The organism is Sulfitobacter sp. M368 (genome assembly GCF_025141875.1).
Taxonomy (GTDB): domain Bacteria; phylum Pseudomonadota; class Alphaproteobacteria; order Rhodobacterales; family Rhodobacteraceae; genus Sulfitobacter; species Sulfitobacter mediterraneus_A.
Genome location: NZ_CP081113.1, coordinates 440,820 through 457,576 on the forward strand (window position 1 = coordinate 440,820; position 16,757 = coordinate 457,576).

12 protein-coding genes are annotated in these 16,757 nt (G+C 59.8%); 7 read left to right on the forward strand and 5 right to left on the reverse strand.

Annotation, left to right across the window (positions count from 1 at the left end; translation table 11 throughout):
* Positions 1–63 precede the first annotated feature (63 nt).
* The 4 genes from K3754_RS02145 to K3754_RS02160 form a co-directional block, all read right to left on the reverse strand.
* Positions 64–1,527, reverse strand: coding sequence for a PLP-dependent aminotransferase family protein (locus tag K3754_RS02145; RefSeq protein WP_259940494.1), 1,464 nt, complete (start codon positions 1,525–1,527; stop codon positions 64–66).
* Between the two features lie 257 nt (positions 1,528–1,784).
* Entirely contained in the window at positions 1,785–2,048 is a 264-nt protein-coding gene (locus K3754_RS02150; protein ID WP_203209251.1) for a glycine zipper 2TM domain-containing protein, read from the reverse strand.
* 136 nt (positions 2,049–2,184) lie between these two features.
* Positions 2,185–3,576: an aspartate aminotransferase family protein gene (locus tag K3754_RS02155; RefSeq protein ID WP_203209250.1), complete on the reverse strand. Its 1,392-nt coding sequence runs from the start codon at positions 3,574–3,576 to the stop codon at positions 2,185–2,187.
* Complete coding sequence (locus K3754_RS02160; protein ID WP_259940498.1) at positions 3,501–3,890, reverse strand: hypothetical protein; 390 nt, start codon at positions 3,888–3,890, stop codon at positions 3,501–3,503. The genes K3754_RS02155 and K3754_RS02160 overlap by 76 nt, the downstream gene beginning before the upstream one ends.
* A gap of 410 nt (positions 3,891–4,300) precedes the next feature.
* Here K3754_RS02160 and K3754_RS02165 point away from each other — a divergent pair, with 410 nt between their 5' ends.
* The 3 genes from K3754_RS02165 (at position 4,301) to K3754_RS02175 (ending at position 7,488) form a co-directional block, all read left to right on the forward strand.
* Entirely contained in the window at positions 4,301–5,302 is a 1,002-nt protein-coding gene (locus tag K3754_RS02165) for an ABC transporter substrate-binding protein (protein WP_203209249.1), read from the forward strand.
* A gap of 108 nt (positions 5,303–5,410) precedes the next feature.
* Complete coding sequence (locus K3754_RS02170; RefSeq protein ID WP_203209248.1) at positions 5,411–6,217, forward strand: taurine ABC transporter ATP-binding protein; 807 nt, start codon at positions 5,411–5,413, stop codon at positions 6,215–6,217.
* Between the two features lie 5 nt (positions 6,218–6,222).
* Positions 6,223–7,488, forward strand: a complete 1,266-nt coding sequence (locus tag K3754_RS02175) for an ABC transporter permease (protein ID WP_203212232.1) — start codon at positions 6,223–6,225, stop codon at positions 7,486–7,488.
* A 186-nt stretch (positions 7,489–7,674) separates the two neighbouring features.
* Here the strand turns inward: K3754_RS02175 and K3754_RS02180 are convergent, their stop codons facing one another.
* Positions 7,675–9,735: a DEAD/DEAH box helicase gene (locus K3754_RS02180; protein ID WP_259943208.1), complete on the reverse strand. Its 2,061-nt coding sequence runs from the start codon at positions 9,733–9,735 to the stop codon at positions 7,675–7,677.
* Positions 9,736–9,951: 216 nt separating this feature from the next.
* Here K3754_RS02180 and K3754_RS02185 point away from each other — a divergent pair, with 216 nt between their 5' ends.
* The 4 genes from K3754_RS02185 (at position 9,952) to K3754_RS02200 (ending at position 16,717) form a co-directional block, all read left to right on the forward strand.
* A complete protein-coding gene (locus tag K3754_RS02185; RefSeq protein ID WP_203209246.1) occupies positions 9,952–10,494 on the forward strand; it encodes a MarR family winged helix-turn-helix transcriptional regulator in 543 nt (180 codons plus the stop codon).
* A gap of 160 nt (positions 10,495–10,654) precedes the next feature.
* On the forward strand, positions 10,655–11,386 hold the full coding sequence (locus K3754_RS02190; RefSeq protein WP_259940503.1) for an ImuA family protein: 732 nt from the start codon (positions 10,655–10,657) through the stop codon (positions 11,384–11,386).
* A complete protein-coding gene (locus tag K3754_RS02195) occupies positions 11,280–12,824 on the forward strand; it encodes a DNA polymerase Y family protein (RefSeq protein ID WP_259940506.1) in 1,545 nt (514 codons plus the stop codon). The genes K3754_RS02190 and K3754_RS02195 overlap by 107 nt, the downstream gene beginning before the upstream one ends.
* Before the next feature lie 581 nt (positions 12,825–13,405).
* Entirely contained in the window at positions 13,406–16,717 is a 3,312-nt protein-coding gene (locus K3754_RS02200) for an error-prone DNA polymerase (RefSeq protein WP_259940509.1), read from the forward strand.
* Positions 16,718–16,757: the final 40 nt, after the last annotated feature.

A 16,757-nucleotide genomic window follows, 5' to 3' on the forward strand; every position in this document is an offset into this window, starting at 1 on the left:
GCCAAACTAAAGTTTGCGTGGTGGTGAGGTTAGGTCCAGTCGTCGAGGTGGGATAGCGCCAGGCTAGTGAATTTGCCTCATTTCCTGCGCAATCAGATTGACGCCTTCTGGAATCCTTGTTGTGGGGATCGAAGAATAGGCGAGGCGGTAGTAGTTTTGCGGTTGGTGGTCCCCGGCAAAGAAGGCGCGGCCCGGCTCGATCAAGACCCCTTTTGGATGCAAACGGCGGGCCAGTTCTTCGGTGTTGATCCTATCCGGCGCCCGCATCCAGAAAGATGAACCGCCGTAGGCACCCCGGCCCGAGACTTGCAATTCATGTGCAGCAAGCGCCTCTTCCATAACGCGGCGGCGTTCATGCATGGCAGTCCCCATGCGGCGGATCAGGGCATCGTAATGCCCAAGCGACAGAAAATAAGCGGCGGTGCGTTGAATGTGACCGGGCGGGTGACGCAAGACGCTGGCTCTCAGGGCGCGTGCCTCGCGAATAAAGGGTTCGGACCCCACCAGATAGCCCAGCCGGAGCCCTGGAAACAGTGATTTGGAGAAGCTACCGACATAAACAACCCGGCCATCTGTATCGAGGGATTTGAGCGCCGGTGAGGGCGATTTGAGAAAGGACATCTCAAACTCGTAATCATCTTCGACAATGATCGCTTCCAACTCTCGTGCGCGTTCAAGCAAGGCGCGGCGGCGGTCCATTGGCATGGTCGCATTGGTCGGGCATTGATGGCTGGGTGTGCTGAATATTACATCGGTATCGGGGGGGATGGCATCCGGTGGCAAGCCGTCTTGATCCACGCGCACAGGCGTTACATGGCAACGCGACTGGGACAGGATATCACGCAGTGCCGGATAACATGGATCCTCCAAAGCGGCGCGGCGACGCTGGGTGAGCAGAACCTGGGTCGTAAGCCAGAGCGCGTTCTGAGCGCCAAGGGTAATCAAAATCTGTTCAGGGCGCGCCGAGATACCCCGGCGCGGCAATGTGTGGCGGGCAATGAATTCGATCAGCTGCGGATCGTCCTGATCAAAGTAATCTGCCGTCAAAGCAGAGAAATCCCGTTGGCCCAAAGCTTGCAGGGCGCAGAGCCGCCAATTTGCATGGTCAAACAGGCTTGGATCCGCCTGGCCATAGATGAAAGGATACCGGAATTTGGCCCAATCCTGCGGTTTTCCGGGCACAACGCTGGCCCCGAACCGTCGCCCGATGGCGCGGTTCCAATCTACGGCTTCCTGGTTTTCGGTGGCGGGGCTGAAATTTGGCGGGGAGGGGGCGTTTTCGGAAACAAAATAACCTGAACGCCCCTTTGAGGTCAGGTAATCATTTGCCAGAAGTTCGGTGTAAGCAATCGTGACCGTGATCCGGCTGACCCCGAGGTGCAGCGCCAGTTTGCGGGTGGAGGGGAGCTTCTCGCCCTGCTGGAACCGGCCAGAGAGAATGCCTTGGGCGATCATCTGCTGGATTTGTTGCTGCAAGGTGCCGTGGGATTCCGGGTGAAGAAAGAAAGTTTCGACCGGAAGTGCCATCAGAATCCCCTAAACTGGCGTTACGCTGTGCCAGATTTGGTATTACGGTTGCGCGAAATTGGATCTGTAGTGGCGGAAAAATCGTCAATAATCAATACCTATAGGTGAAAAATCGAGACAAATAGTATTGAAAAATGGCAAAATGGGGCAAATGCGGTTTTCTTTTTACCGCTCTTCGACCTCTTGGAATTTGAATTTTGTGAATGTGAAAACCCCCGGAAGGACCGGGGGTTTTCTGTCATGCTGATCGTGTGGCCTTAAGGGCAGGCCGCTGTGTAGCGTTGGCCGGCGGAGTTCTCATACACACATTGGCCCGACTGCGTCTTGCCGATGTAGTTGCCTGCTGCTGCACCTGCTGCGCCACCAATCAGTGCGCCGACAACTTTGTCATCATCGTTGGATACGGCCGCGCCCGCCGCTGCACCCAGTGCGGCACCGGTCAGAGCGCCCTGATTTGCGGTTGTCCCGTTACAGGCGGCCAGTGCGGCGATCATCGGTACGGTCATCAAAATCTTTTTCATCGTTAATCTCCCGAATGGTTACGGGACCAAACGCTTTCCCTTCAGAAGAGTTCCCGTTTCCATCGGTATGCGGTGGCAGGGCAGCAAAAAACCGCCGGAACGCTCCGGCGGTTTTGGGAGATTAAGGTCAATGGGGTTAACCGAAGACACGCCCCAGCGCACCGTCTACGGCGCTGACGATCTGGTTGATGTCGTCCTTCGTGGCGATCAGGGCTGGCGAGAAACACAATGTGTTGTTCTTGCCGGGCAGCGACCGGTTTGTCGCGCCGATGATCACGCCTTGTTGCATGCAATCTCCAACGACCTTTTGAACAAGGCTCTCGGCGACGGGCGCGCGGCTGTCACGGTCATCGACCAATTCGGCGCCAAGGAACAGTCCCTTGCCGCGCACTTGGCCGATCACGGCGTGCTTGTCCGCCAGTGCGTTCAGCTCATCCAACATATAGTGGCCCATGTCGGTGGTGTTTTGCAGCAGGTTCTCATCTTCGATGATCGCCATGTTCTCGATACCTGCCGTTGGTCCGGCCGTGCAGCCGCCAAAGGTCGAAATGTCGCGGAAATAGTTCATCGGATCAGAGGCGTCGTCCTTGAACATGTTGAACACCTCTTCGGTGGTCACAAGGCAGGCAATCGCGGCATACCCGGAGGCCACACCTTTGGCCATGGTCACCATGTCGGGCTTGATGCCGTAATGCTGGTAACCAAACCATGTGCCGGTCCGGCCCACGCCACAGACAACTTCGTCGATGTGCAGCAGGATGTCATATTTCTTGCAGATCTCCTGCACGCGGTCCCAATAGCCTTCGGGCGGGGTGATCACACCGCCGCCTGCGGTGACGGGCTCAAGGCAAAGGGCGCCTACGGTGTCTGGGCCTTCGGCAAGGATCACTTTTTCGATCTGATCCGCCGCCCAGACGCCGTAATTTTCCTGCGGCGCACCGTCCTGTTCGAATGCACGGTACTCAAGGCAATGCGGAACGCGCACAAAGCCATCGGTGAAGGGGCCGTATTGTGCATTGCGCTCGTCCTGACCACCAGCCGACAGGCAGGCGATGGTGGTGCCGTGATAGTCACGGTCGCGGTAGAGGATCTTGTGCTTCTTGCCGCCATACCGTTTGTGCGCGATCTGGCGGACCATCTTAAAGCCCTTCTCGTTCGCTTCAGAGCCAGAGTTGCAATAGTAGACCCGGCTCATGCCGGGCATCTTGTCGATCAACATTTCGGCGAAGTTGGAGCCCGGGATGGATCCGGCAGAGCCTGCAAAGTAGTTCAGCTTGATCAGCTGGTCACGCACAGCATTGGCGATCCGTTCGCGGCCATAGCCCACGTTGACGGTCCATACACCGCCGGACACAGCATCAAGGTGCTCTTTGCCCTTTTGATCCCAAACGCGCATGCCCTTGCCTTCGACAATAATGCGCGGATCGGTGGTCTCATAGGGTTTGTGCTGGCTCAGGTGATGCCAGATATGCGCGCGGTCTGCTTCGACAACGCGGGAAATGTCGTTTTCATTGAAGTTACCGTCCATGGTGCCAGACCTTTCGTTGCGCGGGTTGGATGAATGAAATCAAGGCGCACTGCGCCTCTATGGGTCAATCTTTGCTGTTTGAATGCAGAATCAAGTAGGGCCAGATCATTCGTATTGTTAGCGCCAGAAATCAATACTGTCCAACAGGCTGAATGGCGCGTTGGATCGGGCAGGCAAGCTGAAAGATCAAGCCTGGGCAACACTTTGACGCCCCCATGGCCATGCAATGCGGTTTTGCCCCAAAGATCAGTAAAGGCAGGGCGCTTATTGCAGATAAAGAAAGCGCAGCCGCCGGCCCGAACCGGCAGGTCCATACTATTGTACAGTTGCCCTTTGTCCGGCTCATCGTTGACCCAGGGGCATCTCAATGAATTGAAGTGCGGGAACTGGACTCATGCAGGCATTGGAAGTGGACGTTTATTATTGACCTCGATTCCCGCCAGAATTTTCCCAGGTCAGATCTGGTCCGTTGGGAAAGCCATCTTTTGAATAACTCAAAGGGTAGATGTGACAAAACGCAAGTTCGGCAGAGAAGGTTGCCCAATTCGCAGATAAATTACATGCTGGTGTCGCACACCAACTGACATCGTCGCAAATTTTCCACATAGTACCAAGGTATATGTGGGCACATGCATCACAAAATGAGACCGGCAAAACATGCCGGCGTATCTAATCAACAAACCGGCTTGGACAGGCCGGACAAAAGATCAACAGGGAGATTGTTATGATCAAGAAGACAGCAACAGGATTTGTAGCCGGCGCCGTAATGGCGATGACCGGTCAGGCCGCAATGGCCGATGGCCACGGTGAAATCACCGTCGGTTACTTCCTCGAATGGCCAATGCCATTCCTCGCAGCAAAGGCATCCGGTGCCTACGACGAAGCGCTGGGCATGAAAGTGAACTGGGTTTCTTTTGAAACCGGTACCGCAATGTCTGCAGCGATGGCGTCGGGCGATGTGCAGATTTCCGTCTCGCAGGGTGTGCCGCCCTTCGTTGTGGCAACATCTGGCGGTCAGGATCTTCAGATCATCGACGTTGCGGTGTCCTATTCAGAAAACGACAACTGCGTTGTTCGCTCTGATCTGGAGATCGACAAGGATAGCGCTGGCGAACTGGCTGGCAAGAAAGTCGCTGTGCCACTGGGTACAGCCGCGCACTACGGCTTCCTGCGCCAGATGGACCACTTCGGTGTTGATGTGTCCACCTTGCAGGTTGTGGACATGGCGCCACCAGAAGGCGCAGCCGCGCTCAGCCAGGGCGCAGTTGACTTCGCCTGCGGTTGGGGCGGTGGCCTCGCACGGATGAAAGAATACGGCAACATCCTTTTGACCGGTGCTGAAAAGCAGGAACTGGGCATTCTGGTGTTTGACGTGACATCCGCGCCAGCGGCCTTCCTTGCCGAAAACGGCGATACCGCGGCTAAATTCGCCGCTGTGACAGCCGCGGCAAACGCAGACTGGAAAGCCAACCAGAGTGACGAAATGCTCGCGGTGATTGCAAAAGAATCCGGCATGGACGTTGAAGCAACCAAGGCATCCATCTCCACGTTTGAATTCCCATCTGTAGATGAGCAGCTTTCCGAAGCATGGCTTGGCGGCAACGCGGCCTCCTTCATGAAAGGTGTGGCAGATGTGTTTGTCGAAGCAGGGTCCATCGACTCCGCGCTCGACAGCTATGAAGGCACAGTGAACACTGGCCCACTCGAAGCTGCCAAAGGCATGTAATCCAAAGGGGGCGGTGTGGCCGTGAGGGCCGCACCGCCCTTTTTCCAATGAAACAGAGGTGGGGAAAACCCTGCCCTTTGATCCCTGACGGGGGTGGGACGCGGAATTATGACCGGACTCTCCATTGATAAACTGTCGATGCGATTTGATCTGCCGGATGGCGGACACGTGCAAGCGTTGCAAGACGTATCGATTGACCTCAAAGCGGGCGAATTGCTGAGTGTGCTGGGGCCATCGGGCTGCGGTAAGACGACGCTGCTCAATATCGTTGCGGGTTTTCTCGCGCCAACTTCCGGTGTGATGACCCTCAATGGTCACACGATCACCGGCCCGGACGCCGAACGCGGCATGGTCTTCCAACAAGGTGCGCTGTTTGAATGGATGAGTGTGCGTGAGAACGTGGGCTTTGGTCCGTCGATGAAAGGCATGCCCAAGAATGACAAGGCAGAAATCGTCGATCATCTGCTGGATGTGGTTGGTTTGCAGGACTTTAAAGAAAAGGCCGTTTACGAGCTTTCGGGCGGGATGCAGCAGCGTGTGGCTTTGGCCCGTTGTCTGGCCAATGACCCCGATGTCATTTTGATGGACGAACCGCTGGGCGCGCTTGATGCCTTGACCCGCGAAAAGATGCAGAGCCTGGTTTTGAAACTTTGGAAAGAGACCGGCAAGACGATCATCCTGATCACCCACTCCGTCGAAGAGGCGTTGCTCTTGGGCGAGCGTTTGATCGTGATGGCCCCGCGGCCAGGGCGCATTCACAAGGAATACCGACTGCCGTTTGCAGAGCTGGGCGTGAACGCCGACCTGCGCGAGGTCAAGAAACATCCCGATTTCGGCCCCAAACGTGAAGAGATCCTCAATATGATCTGGGACATGGAAGAAGAGATCATGGGCACCAAGGAGGACGCGGCATGACCGGCATTTTCTTTCTGATCATTTATGTAGCGATCTTTGTCGGCAGCGCCTTTGTGGTGACAAAACTGCTGCAGAAAGGCATTCGTGATTACACATCTTTGAAAACTGTGACCTTCGGTGACGAAAGTGCGGTGACACCCAACCGTGCTGCCGGGATCATCTCGATCCTGACGATTTTCCTGATGTGGGGCGTGTTCACCGGGTCAAACCTGCTGCCATCCTTTTTGCATGCGCCGGGCCCTTTTGAGGGGACCACCAGCTTTACCTATACTGCGCAGGTCGAAGGGCAGGCCCCCGATGATGCGGAGGTGACGGTCCTTGTGCATCCACGTAGCGAACCGGCAGAGGCGCCCGAAGTTGCGCCGGGTGACGGATTTGCCAAGAACGATTCCATTGCCATCGCGCAGTGGCGGACTGGTCTGGTGCGGGTCGACAAGAATGACGAGCTGACCAAGAAAGACGGCGCCAAGGTGATTGCCATCAACGGCCAGAAAATTGCGCCGGGCGAAACCGTCAAGACGGCGGGCGGTGCCGTGACCCTTTCTGACAAGGGAACGCCCAACTTTGAGCCAGCGAAGGGCTGGCAGATGGAACCGCTTTATCTGCCAGCGCCCGAACAGGTTTGGACCCGTTCGGTCCAGATCATGCAGGAGGGCTTCCGTAACTTCACCTTGCTTGAACACCTTGGCTTCTCGCTCTTCCGGGTTGTTGTTGGCTTCGTTCTTGGTGCAATCGTCGGCATTCCGTTGGGTTATGCGATGGGGCTCAGCAATTGGTTCCGGGGTTGGTTCGATCCGATTGTGGAATTCATGCGCCCAGTACCGCCGCTTGCCTTGATCCCGCTGGTGATCATTTGGGCCGGTATTGGCGAGGCTGGCAAGATCATCCTGCTGTTCCTTGCGGCGCTTTGGATCATGGCGATTGCGGCGCGGTCCGGTGTGTCCGGGGTGAAAATCTCCAAGGTGCATGCGGCCTATTCGCTGGGCGCCAGCAAATGGCAGATCATGCGCCACGTGATTGTCCCGAACTCTCTGCCGGAGATCTTTACCGGTGCGCGGGTTGCGATGGGCGTTTGTTGGGGCACGGTCGTGGCCGCCGAACTGGTCGCGGCGGAACAAGGCGCGGGTATGATGATCATGACCGCGTCAAAGTTCCAGAACACCGACATCGTGATTATGGGGATCATCCTGATTGGCGTTATCGGGTTTGGCATTGATATGCTGATGCGGGCCGCTGAGAAGTATCTCGTACCATGGAAAGGTAAGGGCTGATCTGAGCCCGCTTTCATCAAAGCAAGTGTGCCGGGGTTTTTGGAAACTCCGGTCACGGAATAGAAAACGCCGGAGGGGTTCCTCCGGCGTTTTTTTGTTTGGCTGTTAGCCCAATGATCGCGAAGCTATTTTCTTGAAAGAAAACGAAGTGGACTTATTCATTATTCGCCTCTTGGGGTATCACGGTTATTTGCCGCGTTTGGGTCCGGCTTTACCGCCTTGTTTCCCGACCTTGTTTGGCGGAGAGAAACGCTTGGACGGATCGCTTGCGCGTTTGTAGCTGCTTGGCTCCGGTGCCGACTTCTTCGGCGCACCCTTAGGTTTGCGCGGCGCCTCGGTCGCTGGTTTCTCTTTCTTCCAGACGGCCTTTGCCTTGGGCTTGCCGGGGGCTTCGCCATTTGATTTTGGCTTTGGCTTGGCGCCGGGCTTCATCGGGCTGCGGTCGGTTTTGTGAGACTTCGGCGGGCGCTCGCCCTTGGGGCCGCCGCGCGGTTTGTCGAACCTGGGCTTTTCACTGCGCTCTGCGCGAACTTCGGCCACCGGATCCTCGCGGTAGGGTTTGCGCGGCTTGCGCGGTTCGGACGGTGCGTCGGAATCGTAAGATTTGCGATGCGGCTTTCCACCCGGCTTGGGACCCCGTTTCGGGCCGCCTGGCTTTGGACCGCGCGGCAGGTCCGGAGGGCTGTCGAGCTGGGTGACAACAGCGCCGCCTTCGGCTTTCATGTCTGGCCCAAGAGCATTGACAAACTTGGTTGCGGAGGAGGCCAGAATTTCAACAAAGCTGTGGCTTGGCTGTACGCGGATTGCGCCAATGTCGTCTTTGGTCAGATCGCCCAAGCGGCACAGCATCGGCAGCAAGGTGCGCGGCTCTGCCCCATCATTGCGGCCTGCAGAGACCGAAAACCAGACAGAAGGCCCAAAGGCGGGGCGGGGTTTGTCGTCGCCGCGTTCGCCCGGATCGGTCAGATCTTCGGGGGCAGAGGCACGTGCGCGGTAGAGGTTCACAAATGCGGTTGCCAGTTGTTCGGCACTGAATTGCTCGACCAGGTTGGCCACAAAAGCTTCTGCGTCTTCAGGGATAGGCGCAGACCATGCATCATCGCCCAGCAGTCGGGCTTCGTCGGCGGCATTCACCTCGGCGGCGGTGGGTGCGGCGGCCCATTCGGCTTTCAGTTTGGCCCAACCCAGCAGGCGGTTGGCCTTTGTTTTCATCTTGGGCGGGACGATCAGCGCCGAAACCCCCTTGCGCCCAGCACGGCCGGTCCGGCCAGAGCGGTGCAGAAGGGTGTCCGAGTTGGACGGCAGATCGGCGTGAATTACCAGCTCCAGATTGGGCAGGTCGATCCCGCGTGCGGCCACATCGGTGGCAATACAGACCCGCGCCCGGCCATCACGCAGGGCTTGCAAGGCATTGGTGCGTTCCGATTGGGTCAGCTCCCCTGACAGGGCAACAACAGAAAAGCCGCGGTTGGTGAACTTGGCAGTCAGCCGCGCCACAGCGGCGCGGGTGTTGCAGAAAACGATGGCATTCTTGGCCTCGTAGAACCGCAGCACGTTGATAATAGCGTTTTCCGTGTCACGCGGGTGCACGTTCAGGGCGCGGTATTCGATATCCGCGTGCTGTTTGGCTTCGCCGACGGTGCTGATGCGTTGCGCGTCACGTTGGTAGGACTGCGCGAGCTTGGCAATTGCGGCCGGCACGGTGGCCGAGAACAGCAGGGTGCGGCGGTCTTCGGGCGCTTCGGACAGGATGAATTCCAGCTCGTCGCGGAACCCGAGATCGAGCATTTCATCTGCTTCGTCCAAAACAACGGCCCGCAGATCGCCAAGGTCGATGTTGCCGCGTTTGATGTGGTCGCACAGACGCCCCGGCGTGGCCACAACCACATGAACACCCCGGTCCAGGGCGCGGCGTTCGGTGCGTTGGTCCATGCCGCCAACACAGGTGGTGACAATCGCGCCAGCCTTGCCATAGAGCCAGCTGAGCTCGCGGCTGACCTGCATGGCCAATTCGCGTGTTGGTGCGATCACCAATGCCAAGGGCGCGGCGGCCGGGCCGAAATGTTCAGCCCCGTCCAGCAAGGTCGGTGCGATGGCCAGGCCAAAGCCGACGGTCTTGCCAGAGCCGGTCTGGGCCGAGACCAAAAGGTCGGCCTGGGCAAGCGCCGGATCGGTCACGGCCTCCTGAACGGCGGTAAGAGTTTCATAGCCCTGTTGGGCTAGCGCATCTGCGATGGTCTGGATCAAGGGATCATCCTGTTCTGAAAGCATAGCCTGCAGTGCAGGCGGCCAGAGGCAGAGAGCCTCGGCGCAAGGTTTGGGCGTCGGTAAGGGTTTGCAGGGTGATTGTACATGGTGTTTATGTTTCGTGGGGTAAATGTGACCCTTGTTTTGTGGATTTTAAGAACTGTTTTGGGTATTTTACCGTAATTTTATCTCGCAGGCCTGTGGGAAAGGTTTTTTATGTCTGATGATTTTAATGCAGCGCAGGGTGATTCCGTGCCAAATCGCGGCGGGGTGCTGCGGACGGGCGGCAAGCATCCTGACGTTCTGACGATTGAGGACGTGATCACCTTCAAGCTGCGGCGGCTGGTGTTGATTGGGGAACGTGAGGGCCATCTTTGGTCCGAGGATCTGTTTGATCTCAGCTTGAATGAATGGCGGCTTTTGGCATTGATCAAGGCGCGGATGCCGGCGCGGGCGGGCGACATTGCCGACTTTATCCTGATGGACAAAAGCCAGGCCAGCCGTCTGATCAAATCCCTGCAATCCAAGGGGCTGGTTGTCACGGGCGAAGACCCCGATGATGGCCGGGCGCTGATGCTGGAACTCACGCCCGAGGGCGACAAGCTATACAACAGCATGATGGCTGAGGTGCTGCGCAGCAATGAAGAAGTGCTTGCGCCGCTGTCCGCAGAGGAAATTCTGTTGTTCAGTGATATGCTGCAGCGGTTGATTGATCACAGCTATGATCACCTTGAAGGACAGATGCGCCGCGGGAACTGATCGGGGCGGCCCCATCGTTATTTTCAGGGCCAGGCGGCAGTGCCGTAATATTTCACTTTGGCTGCGCAGGCTTAGCGGAAAATGTGCGGAAAATGGCTTGGGCCTCTCGCCAAATGCTGTCTTTTCAATTAGAACAAATAGTGAACATATGGAGGAATGTATGCCACCCGATTCCCCTTTTGGACAGGTGATTTCCCTGTCTCACAAACATTTGGTTCAGGATGTGCCGCGCCCCGGCGACGCCGCCGCGCCGGGCGCTGCGGTGTTGCGCGATGTGCTGGCAGGCGGGCCGTTCGATGCGGCACCGGCGGGGTTTGTTCTGGCCGCTTTGCCCGACAGTGCCGCGCCGGTGCTTTGGGTCAGCGACCGCATGTCACGGCGCGAAAACGGGCGGCTTTATGGGCCAGCGCTGGCGCAGTTTGGTCTCAAGGGGCCAATCCTGCGGGTCGAGGTCAGCCACCCGCGCGATGTGCTTTGGGCGATGGAAGAGGGCGCGGGCTGTGCCGGATTGGCGGCGGTGGTGGGCGAGATTCATGGCGCGCCCGAGGTGCTGAGCTTTACCGCGACCAAGCGGTTGGCGCTCAGGGCCGAGACCGCGCAAGTGCCGGTCTGGTTGATCCGGTCTGCCGATCACGGGGCGTTGTCGGCGGCCCGCGAACGCTGGCGGTTGTCATCCTTGCCGTCGCAGATGCACCCGGACAATCCACAGGCGCCGGGTCTACCGCAATGGGAGGCCGAGCTGTTTCGCGCCCGTGGTCGTGCGCCGGGGGTCTGGAGCGCGGGCTATGACAGCAGCGCCCGCACAGCCGCGGATCGTCTCCGTCTGGTTTCCCGATCTGGCGATGGATCGCTGGCGGAGGATCACCGCGCAGCAGCGGACGCTGCCGGATGAGACCGTGCCTGTGGTTCTGGCGCAGGCGGGCCGTCATGGGCCGGTGGTCTATGCGGTGAGTGTGGCGGCGCAGAGGCGGGGCATATCGGAAGGCGAACGGATTGTTGATGTGCAGGCGATCCACCCTGATCTGCATGTGGAACAGGCCGATGCACCAGGGGATCGCAAGCTGTTGGACAGGGTTGCCCATTGGGCACGGCGTTGGTGCCCGTGGACGGTGCGGGATGGCGCAGATGGCATTGTGATGGATGTGACCGGCGCGGACCATTTGTTTGGCGGAGAGACCGCGATGTTGCGTGATATTGGTACAAGATTTCAGATGCAGGGGCTGACCGCGCGGCTGGCGATGGCGCCGACGCGTGGCGGCGCACAAATGTTGGCGCGGTTTGGCGCGGGGCGGGTGATCTGTGACACCGAGGATCTTGAGATGTGTCTTGCACCGCTACCCGTGGCGGCGCTGCGGATTGGCGCGGATACAGATCGGCTGCTGCAACGGCTGGGCCTCAAGACGCTGGGCGCCTTGATGCAGGTGCCGCGTGTGGCGCTGATGCGGCGCTTTGACCGGCTGGCCGAAGAAATCAATCCGCTGGTGTTGCTGGACCGTGCCCTTGGCCGGACGGCGGATCCGCTGAATGCGCCTGCGGATGCACGGCATTGGCTGGCGCGGGTACGCCTGCCCGAACCGGTGATTGATCCGCTGCCGCATCTTGAGGCACTGGCGCAGGATTTATGTGTGCAACTGGCCGAGGCGGAGCAAGGCGCGCGGCAGCTGCGGCTGACGATCTACCGCGTGGATGGCGAATGGCGCAGCCGCGATGTGGCCACGGCCAGCGCCAGCCGTGATCCGGCGCATCTGTTGCGGTTGTTGGCGGGCAAGCTGGACGGGATCGACCCCGGCTTTGGCTTTGATCTGCTGACACTTGAGGCATTGCGGGTTGAACCGCTGGCGTTGCAGCAGGACCATCTGGAGGGCCGTCGCGATGCGCAGCGGGATGTGGCGGCGTTGCTGGACCGGCTGACCGCGCGGCTGGGGCCGGACAAGATCACCTGGTCCGCCTGGGTGCAAAGCCATCTGCCCGAACGGGTGGAGCATGCCCTGCCGGCGCTGGGGCATGTGGCGAGGCAGGCACCGGTGCTGGACCGGGCGCGGCCCTTGCGATTGCTTGAGCCGCCCGAAGAGATCGCGGTGCTGTACGCCGTGCCCGAAGGTCCGCCCGCGCGGTTTCGCTGGCGGCGGGTGGCCTATCTGACGCGTCGCCACGAGGGGCCGGAACGGATTGCCCCCGAATGGTGGCGCGACCGGCCCGGTACGCGGCTGCGGGATTATTACAAGGTCGAGGTCGGCGATGGGCGGCGGTTCTGGATCTATCGCGAGGGGATTCTGGGCGACGGGCGCGGCGGCGATCCGCGCTGGTTCATGCAGGGAATCTTTGCATGATGAAAGGACCGGCCTGCGCCCCACCAAAATCTACCGTTGGCACGGAATCCAGGTTGTCTTGCAGCCGCCGTGCCATCGCCTGCCCGCCCGGACGGGTAGGCGATTTGGCCCGCTCCGGTGCCAGGTTTCTGGCACCCATCACAAACGCTAAGATAAACTGCCAGACGGCACAGATGGGCACACCAACCCACGGGCAGGCGATGGCACAGCATGATGCATCCAAGTGGGTGCAAAGCGGGCCACTTTGCGCCTGTGGCAGCACCCCACCCACCGTTGTCTTTGAGAGCACATTGAGGGGCGCTCCGTTGTTTTGCCGTTATGCGCACCGCGCCATCGCGGGCCCGCGGGTGGGCGATCCGAAGGGTGCAGTATGGCAGTTTATGCCTGCCTTTATGGCGCGATCTGACAAGGGTACGCCAAGCTTTTCCAAATCGCCTGCCCGGTGGGGCGGGCCGGCGATGGCGCGGCGGCTGCTTTGCAGCCTTGGCTCCGTGCCGGGTGCAAATATTTTTGATTTGCGCCTCTTTAGATCCTCCGCCTGTAGAAATCACCTGCATCGCCCTGTCGCTTTATAACGTTCCATGCCCCAGCAAGACGGACATAAACGCCGCACGCTGGATCCTGACGATCCGTTCCAGTGGCACCCGCCGAGCCCCTATGTGGAGCTGGGTCTGGCCAGCTGTTTTTCGTTTCTGCGGGCGGCCTCTGACGCGGTGGATCTGACAGCGACGGCCAATCTGCTGGGCTATGACGCCATGGGCATTGCCGATCACAACACGCTGGCCGGGGTCGTGCGCATCCATACCGAGGCACAGAAAGCCAAGCTGCGCCCATTGATCGGGGCGCGGCTGGTTTTGCTGTGCGGCACAGAACTGCTGGCCTATCCAAAAGACCGCGCCGCCTATGCCCGGCTGTCGACACTGCTGAGCCGTGGCAAGATGTCGGACGTTGAGGGCGGCTGGCAGGAAAAAGGTGAAACCCATCTGACGCTTGAGATGCTGGCCGCCCATGCCGAGGGGCTGCAACTGATCGTGATGCCGCCTGCGCAACTGGATGTGTTTGAGGCCGGATTGCCCCGGCTGGTGCGGGCGCTGCCGCAGCTGCGCCATATCGGCGCGGCCTATCTTTATCGCGGCGATGATGTGGCGCGGATCAACCGGTTGGATGGGATGGCGCGGGCGCAGGGCCTGGGCATTCTGGCCACCAACGACGTGCTGTACCACACGCCCCAGCGCCGCCCCCTGCAGGATGTGATGACCTGCATCCGCGAGAGCTGTACGATCGACAAGGCCGGTTTCCTGCTGGAGGCCAACGCAGAGCGGCATCTGAAATCCCCCGCCGAGATGTGCCGTTTGTTCGGTGCCTGGCCCCATGCCATCCGGGCCACGCGCGAGGTGGCGGATGCCTGCGCCTTTTCGCTGAGTGATCTGAAATACGAATACCCCCATGAGATCGTGCCGGAAGGGCGCGGTGCGCAGGAGGAGTTGGAGCATCTGACGTGGGAAGGTGCAGCGCAGCGTTACCCGGATGGAGTATCGGCGCGGATCAGGGGGATCATCGAAAAGGAATTTGCGCTGATCCGCTCCAAGAAGATTGCCCGCTATTTCCTGACCATCAACGACATCGTCCGCTTTGCCCGCGAGGTGGCAGAGCCGCCCATCCTGTGCCAGGGGCGTGGATCTGCCGCCAATTCTGCCGTTTGTTTCTGCCTTGGCATCACGGCGGTGGATCCAGAGGAACATGACGTGCTGTTTGAACGGTTTCTCAGCGAAGAGCGGGACGAGCCGCCCGACATCGACGTGGATTTCGAACATGAGCGGCGCGAGGAAGTGATCCAGTACATGTATGAAAAATACGGGCGGGAGCGGGCCGGGCTCTGCGCCACGGTGATCCATTACCGCCCGCGATCCGCGATCCGCGAGGTCGGCAAGGCGATGGGCCTGTCCGAGGATGTGACGGCGAAACTGGCCAGCACGGTCTGGGGCAGTTTTGAGGGGCAGATGGGCGATGAGCGGGTCAAGGATGCGGGCATGGACCTGTCTGACCCCTATCTGCGCCGGGTGATCGCGCTGGCCCGCGAGATGACCGGCATGCCGCGCCATTTGAGCCAGCATGTGGGCGGATTTATCCTGACCGAACGGCCCCTGACAGAGATGGTGCCCATTGGAAATGGCGCGATGCCAGAGCGCAGTTTCATCGAATGGGACAAGGATGACATTGATGCCTTGGGCATCTTCAAGGTGGATATTCTGGCGTTGGGGATGTTGACCTGTATTGCCAAGTGTTTTGACCTTCTGCGGGCGCATTACGGCGTGAATCATGATCTGGCCAGCGTTCCGGCGGATGATGCGGCGACCTATGATATGCTCTGTGCGGGGGACAGCCTTGGGGTGTTTCAGGTGGAAAGCCGGGCGCAGATGGCGATGCTGCCGAAGCTGCGGCCCCGGGTGTTTTACGATCTGGTGATCGAGGTGGCGATTGTGCGCCCCGGCCCTATTCAGGGCGATATGGTGCATCCGTTCCTGCGGCGGCGTCAGGGATTGGAGGGGGTCAGCTATCCCGCGCCGGGGCCGGAACATCCGCAGGATGAACTGCTCAAGATCCTGGGGCGGACGCTGGGCGTGCCGATCTTTCAGGAACAGGCGATGAAGATCGCCATTGATGCGGCGCGGTTTACGCCCAAGGAGGCCAATGAGCTGCGCAAGGCGATGGCCACTTTTCGCTCACGCGGGACCATTGAAACGCTGCAAAACAAGATGGTCGGGAGGATGACCGATCGCGGCTATTCGGAAGATTTTGCGCGGCGGTGTTTTGATCAGATCAAAGGATTTGGCGATTATGGCTTTCCCGAAAGCCACGCGGCCAGCTTTGCCAAGCTGGTTTATGTGTCCTCCTGGATGAAATGCCACTATCCGGCGGCCTTTGCCTGTGCGCTGCTCAATTCCCAGCCGATGGGGTTTTATGCGCCCGCGCAGATCGTGCGGGATGCGCGGGAACATGGTGTCGAATTGCGCGGGGTGGATGCCAATTATTCCGATTGGAACAGCACGCTGGAGCCCTGCGAGACCGGATTTGCACTGCGGCTTGGCCTGCGGCAGGTGGACGGCATGCGCGAGGATGCCGCGGCGCGGATCATGGCAGCGCGGGACATGCCGTTTGTTGATGTGGCCGATCTCAAGGCGCGGGCGCGGCTGGACCGCGGGACGGTGCGGCGGTTGGCGGCGGCGGATGCGATGCGGTCCATGGGAATCGACCGGCGTCAGGCGCTGTGGCAGGGGCAGGCCTTGAAAGATGCGCCGGATCTGCCGATCTTTACCCACGCCGAGGCCATGGATGAGGGTGCGGAGCCAGCAGTATCGCTGCCCGCCATGCCCCAGGCCGAACATGTGGTGGCCGATTATCAGACCCTGCGGCTGTCGCTGAAGGCGCATCCGGTCAGCTTTTTTCGGGCCAGCCTGCGGCGTCAGGGGTTTGCTGTGACCGACCAACTGCCGGGGATGCGAAATGGGGCGCGGGTGTCACTGGCGGGACTGGTGTTGGTGCGGCAAAAGCCCGGCAGTGCCAAGGGCGTGTGTTTCATCACACTGGAAGATGAGGCAGGGGTGGCCAATCTGGTGATCTGGCCCAAGCTGTTTGAGCATTTCCGCCCGGTGATCATGGGGGCACGGCTTTTGGTGGTGCATGGGCGGGTGCAGAGTGACGGGCGGGTTATTCACGTGGTTGCGGACCGGCTTGAGAACCGCACCGACCGGCTTGATGATCTGGCGGTGGACCGGGTGCCGCAAACGCAGGCGCGGGGCGATCATCCGACGCATCCGATCGCGGGGCAGGTGAGCGCCCGGAGGCATCCACGCGATGTGCGGGTGATCCCGAAGTCGCGGGATTTTCATTAGCGGTGTCTATGTGGCACTGGTAGGGACAGGCGCGGCCCCC

Excerpts from the sequence above, each read along its gene's own strand:
- K3754_RS02170 (WP_203209248.1), top strand. The coding sequence starts at position 5,411 with ATGACCGGACTCTCCATTGATAAACTGTCGATGCGATTTGATCTGCCG.
- K3754_RS02190 (WP_259940503.1), top strand. The coding sequence starts at position 10,655 with ATGCCACCCGATTCCCCTTTTGGACAGGTGATTTCCCTGTCTCACAAA.
- K3754_RS02155 (WP_203209250.1), bottom strand. The coding sequence starts at position 3,576 with ATGGACGGTAACTTCAATGAAAACGACATTTCCCGCGTTGTCGAAGCA.
- K3754_RS02200 (WP_259940509.1), top strand. The coding sequence starts at position 13,406 with ATGCCCCAGCAAGACGGACATAAACGCCGCACGCTGGATCCTGACGAT.
- K3754_RS02150 (WP_203209251.1), bottom strand. The coding sequence starts at position 2,048 with ATGAAAAAGATTTTGATGACCGTACCGATGATCGCCGCACTGGCCGCC.
- K3754_RS02160 (WP_259940498.1), bottom strand. The coding sequence starts at position 3,890 with ATGGACCTGCCGGTTCGGGCCGGCGGCTGCGCTTTCTTTATCTGCAAT.
- K3754_RS02165 (WP_203209249.1), top strand. The coding sequence starts at position 4,301 with ATGATCAAGAAGACAGCAACAGGATTTGTAGCCGGCGCCGTAATGGCG.
- K3754_RS02145 (WP_259940494.1), bottom strand. The coding sequence starts at position 1,527 with ATGGCACTTCCGGTCGAAACTTTCTTTCTTCACCCGGAATCCCACGGC.
- K3754_RS02195 (WP_259940506.1), top strand. The coding sequence starts at position 11,280 with ATGACAGCAGCGCCCGCACAGCCGCGGATCGTCTCCGTCTGGTTTCCC.
- K3754_RS02185 (WP_203209246.1), top strand. The coding sequence starts at position 9,952 with ATGTCTGATGATTTTAATGCAGCGCAGGGTGATTCCGTGCCAAATCGC.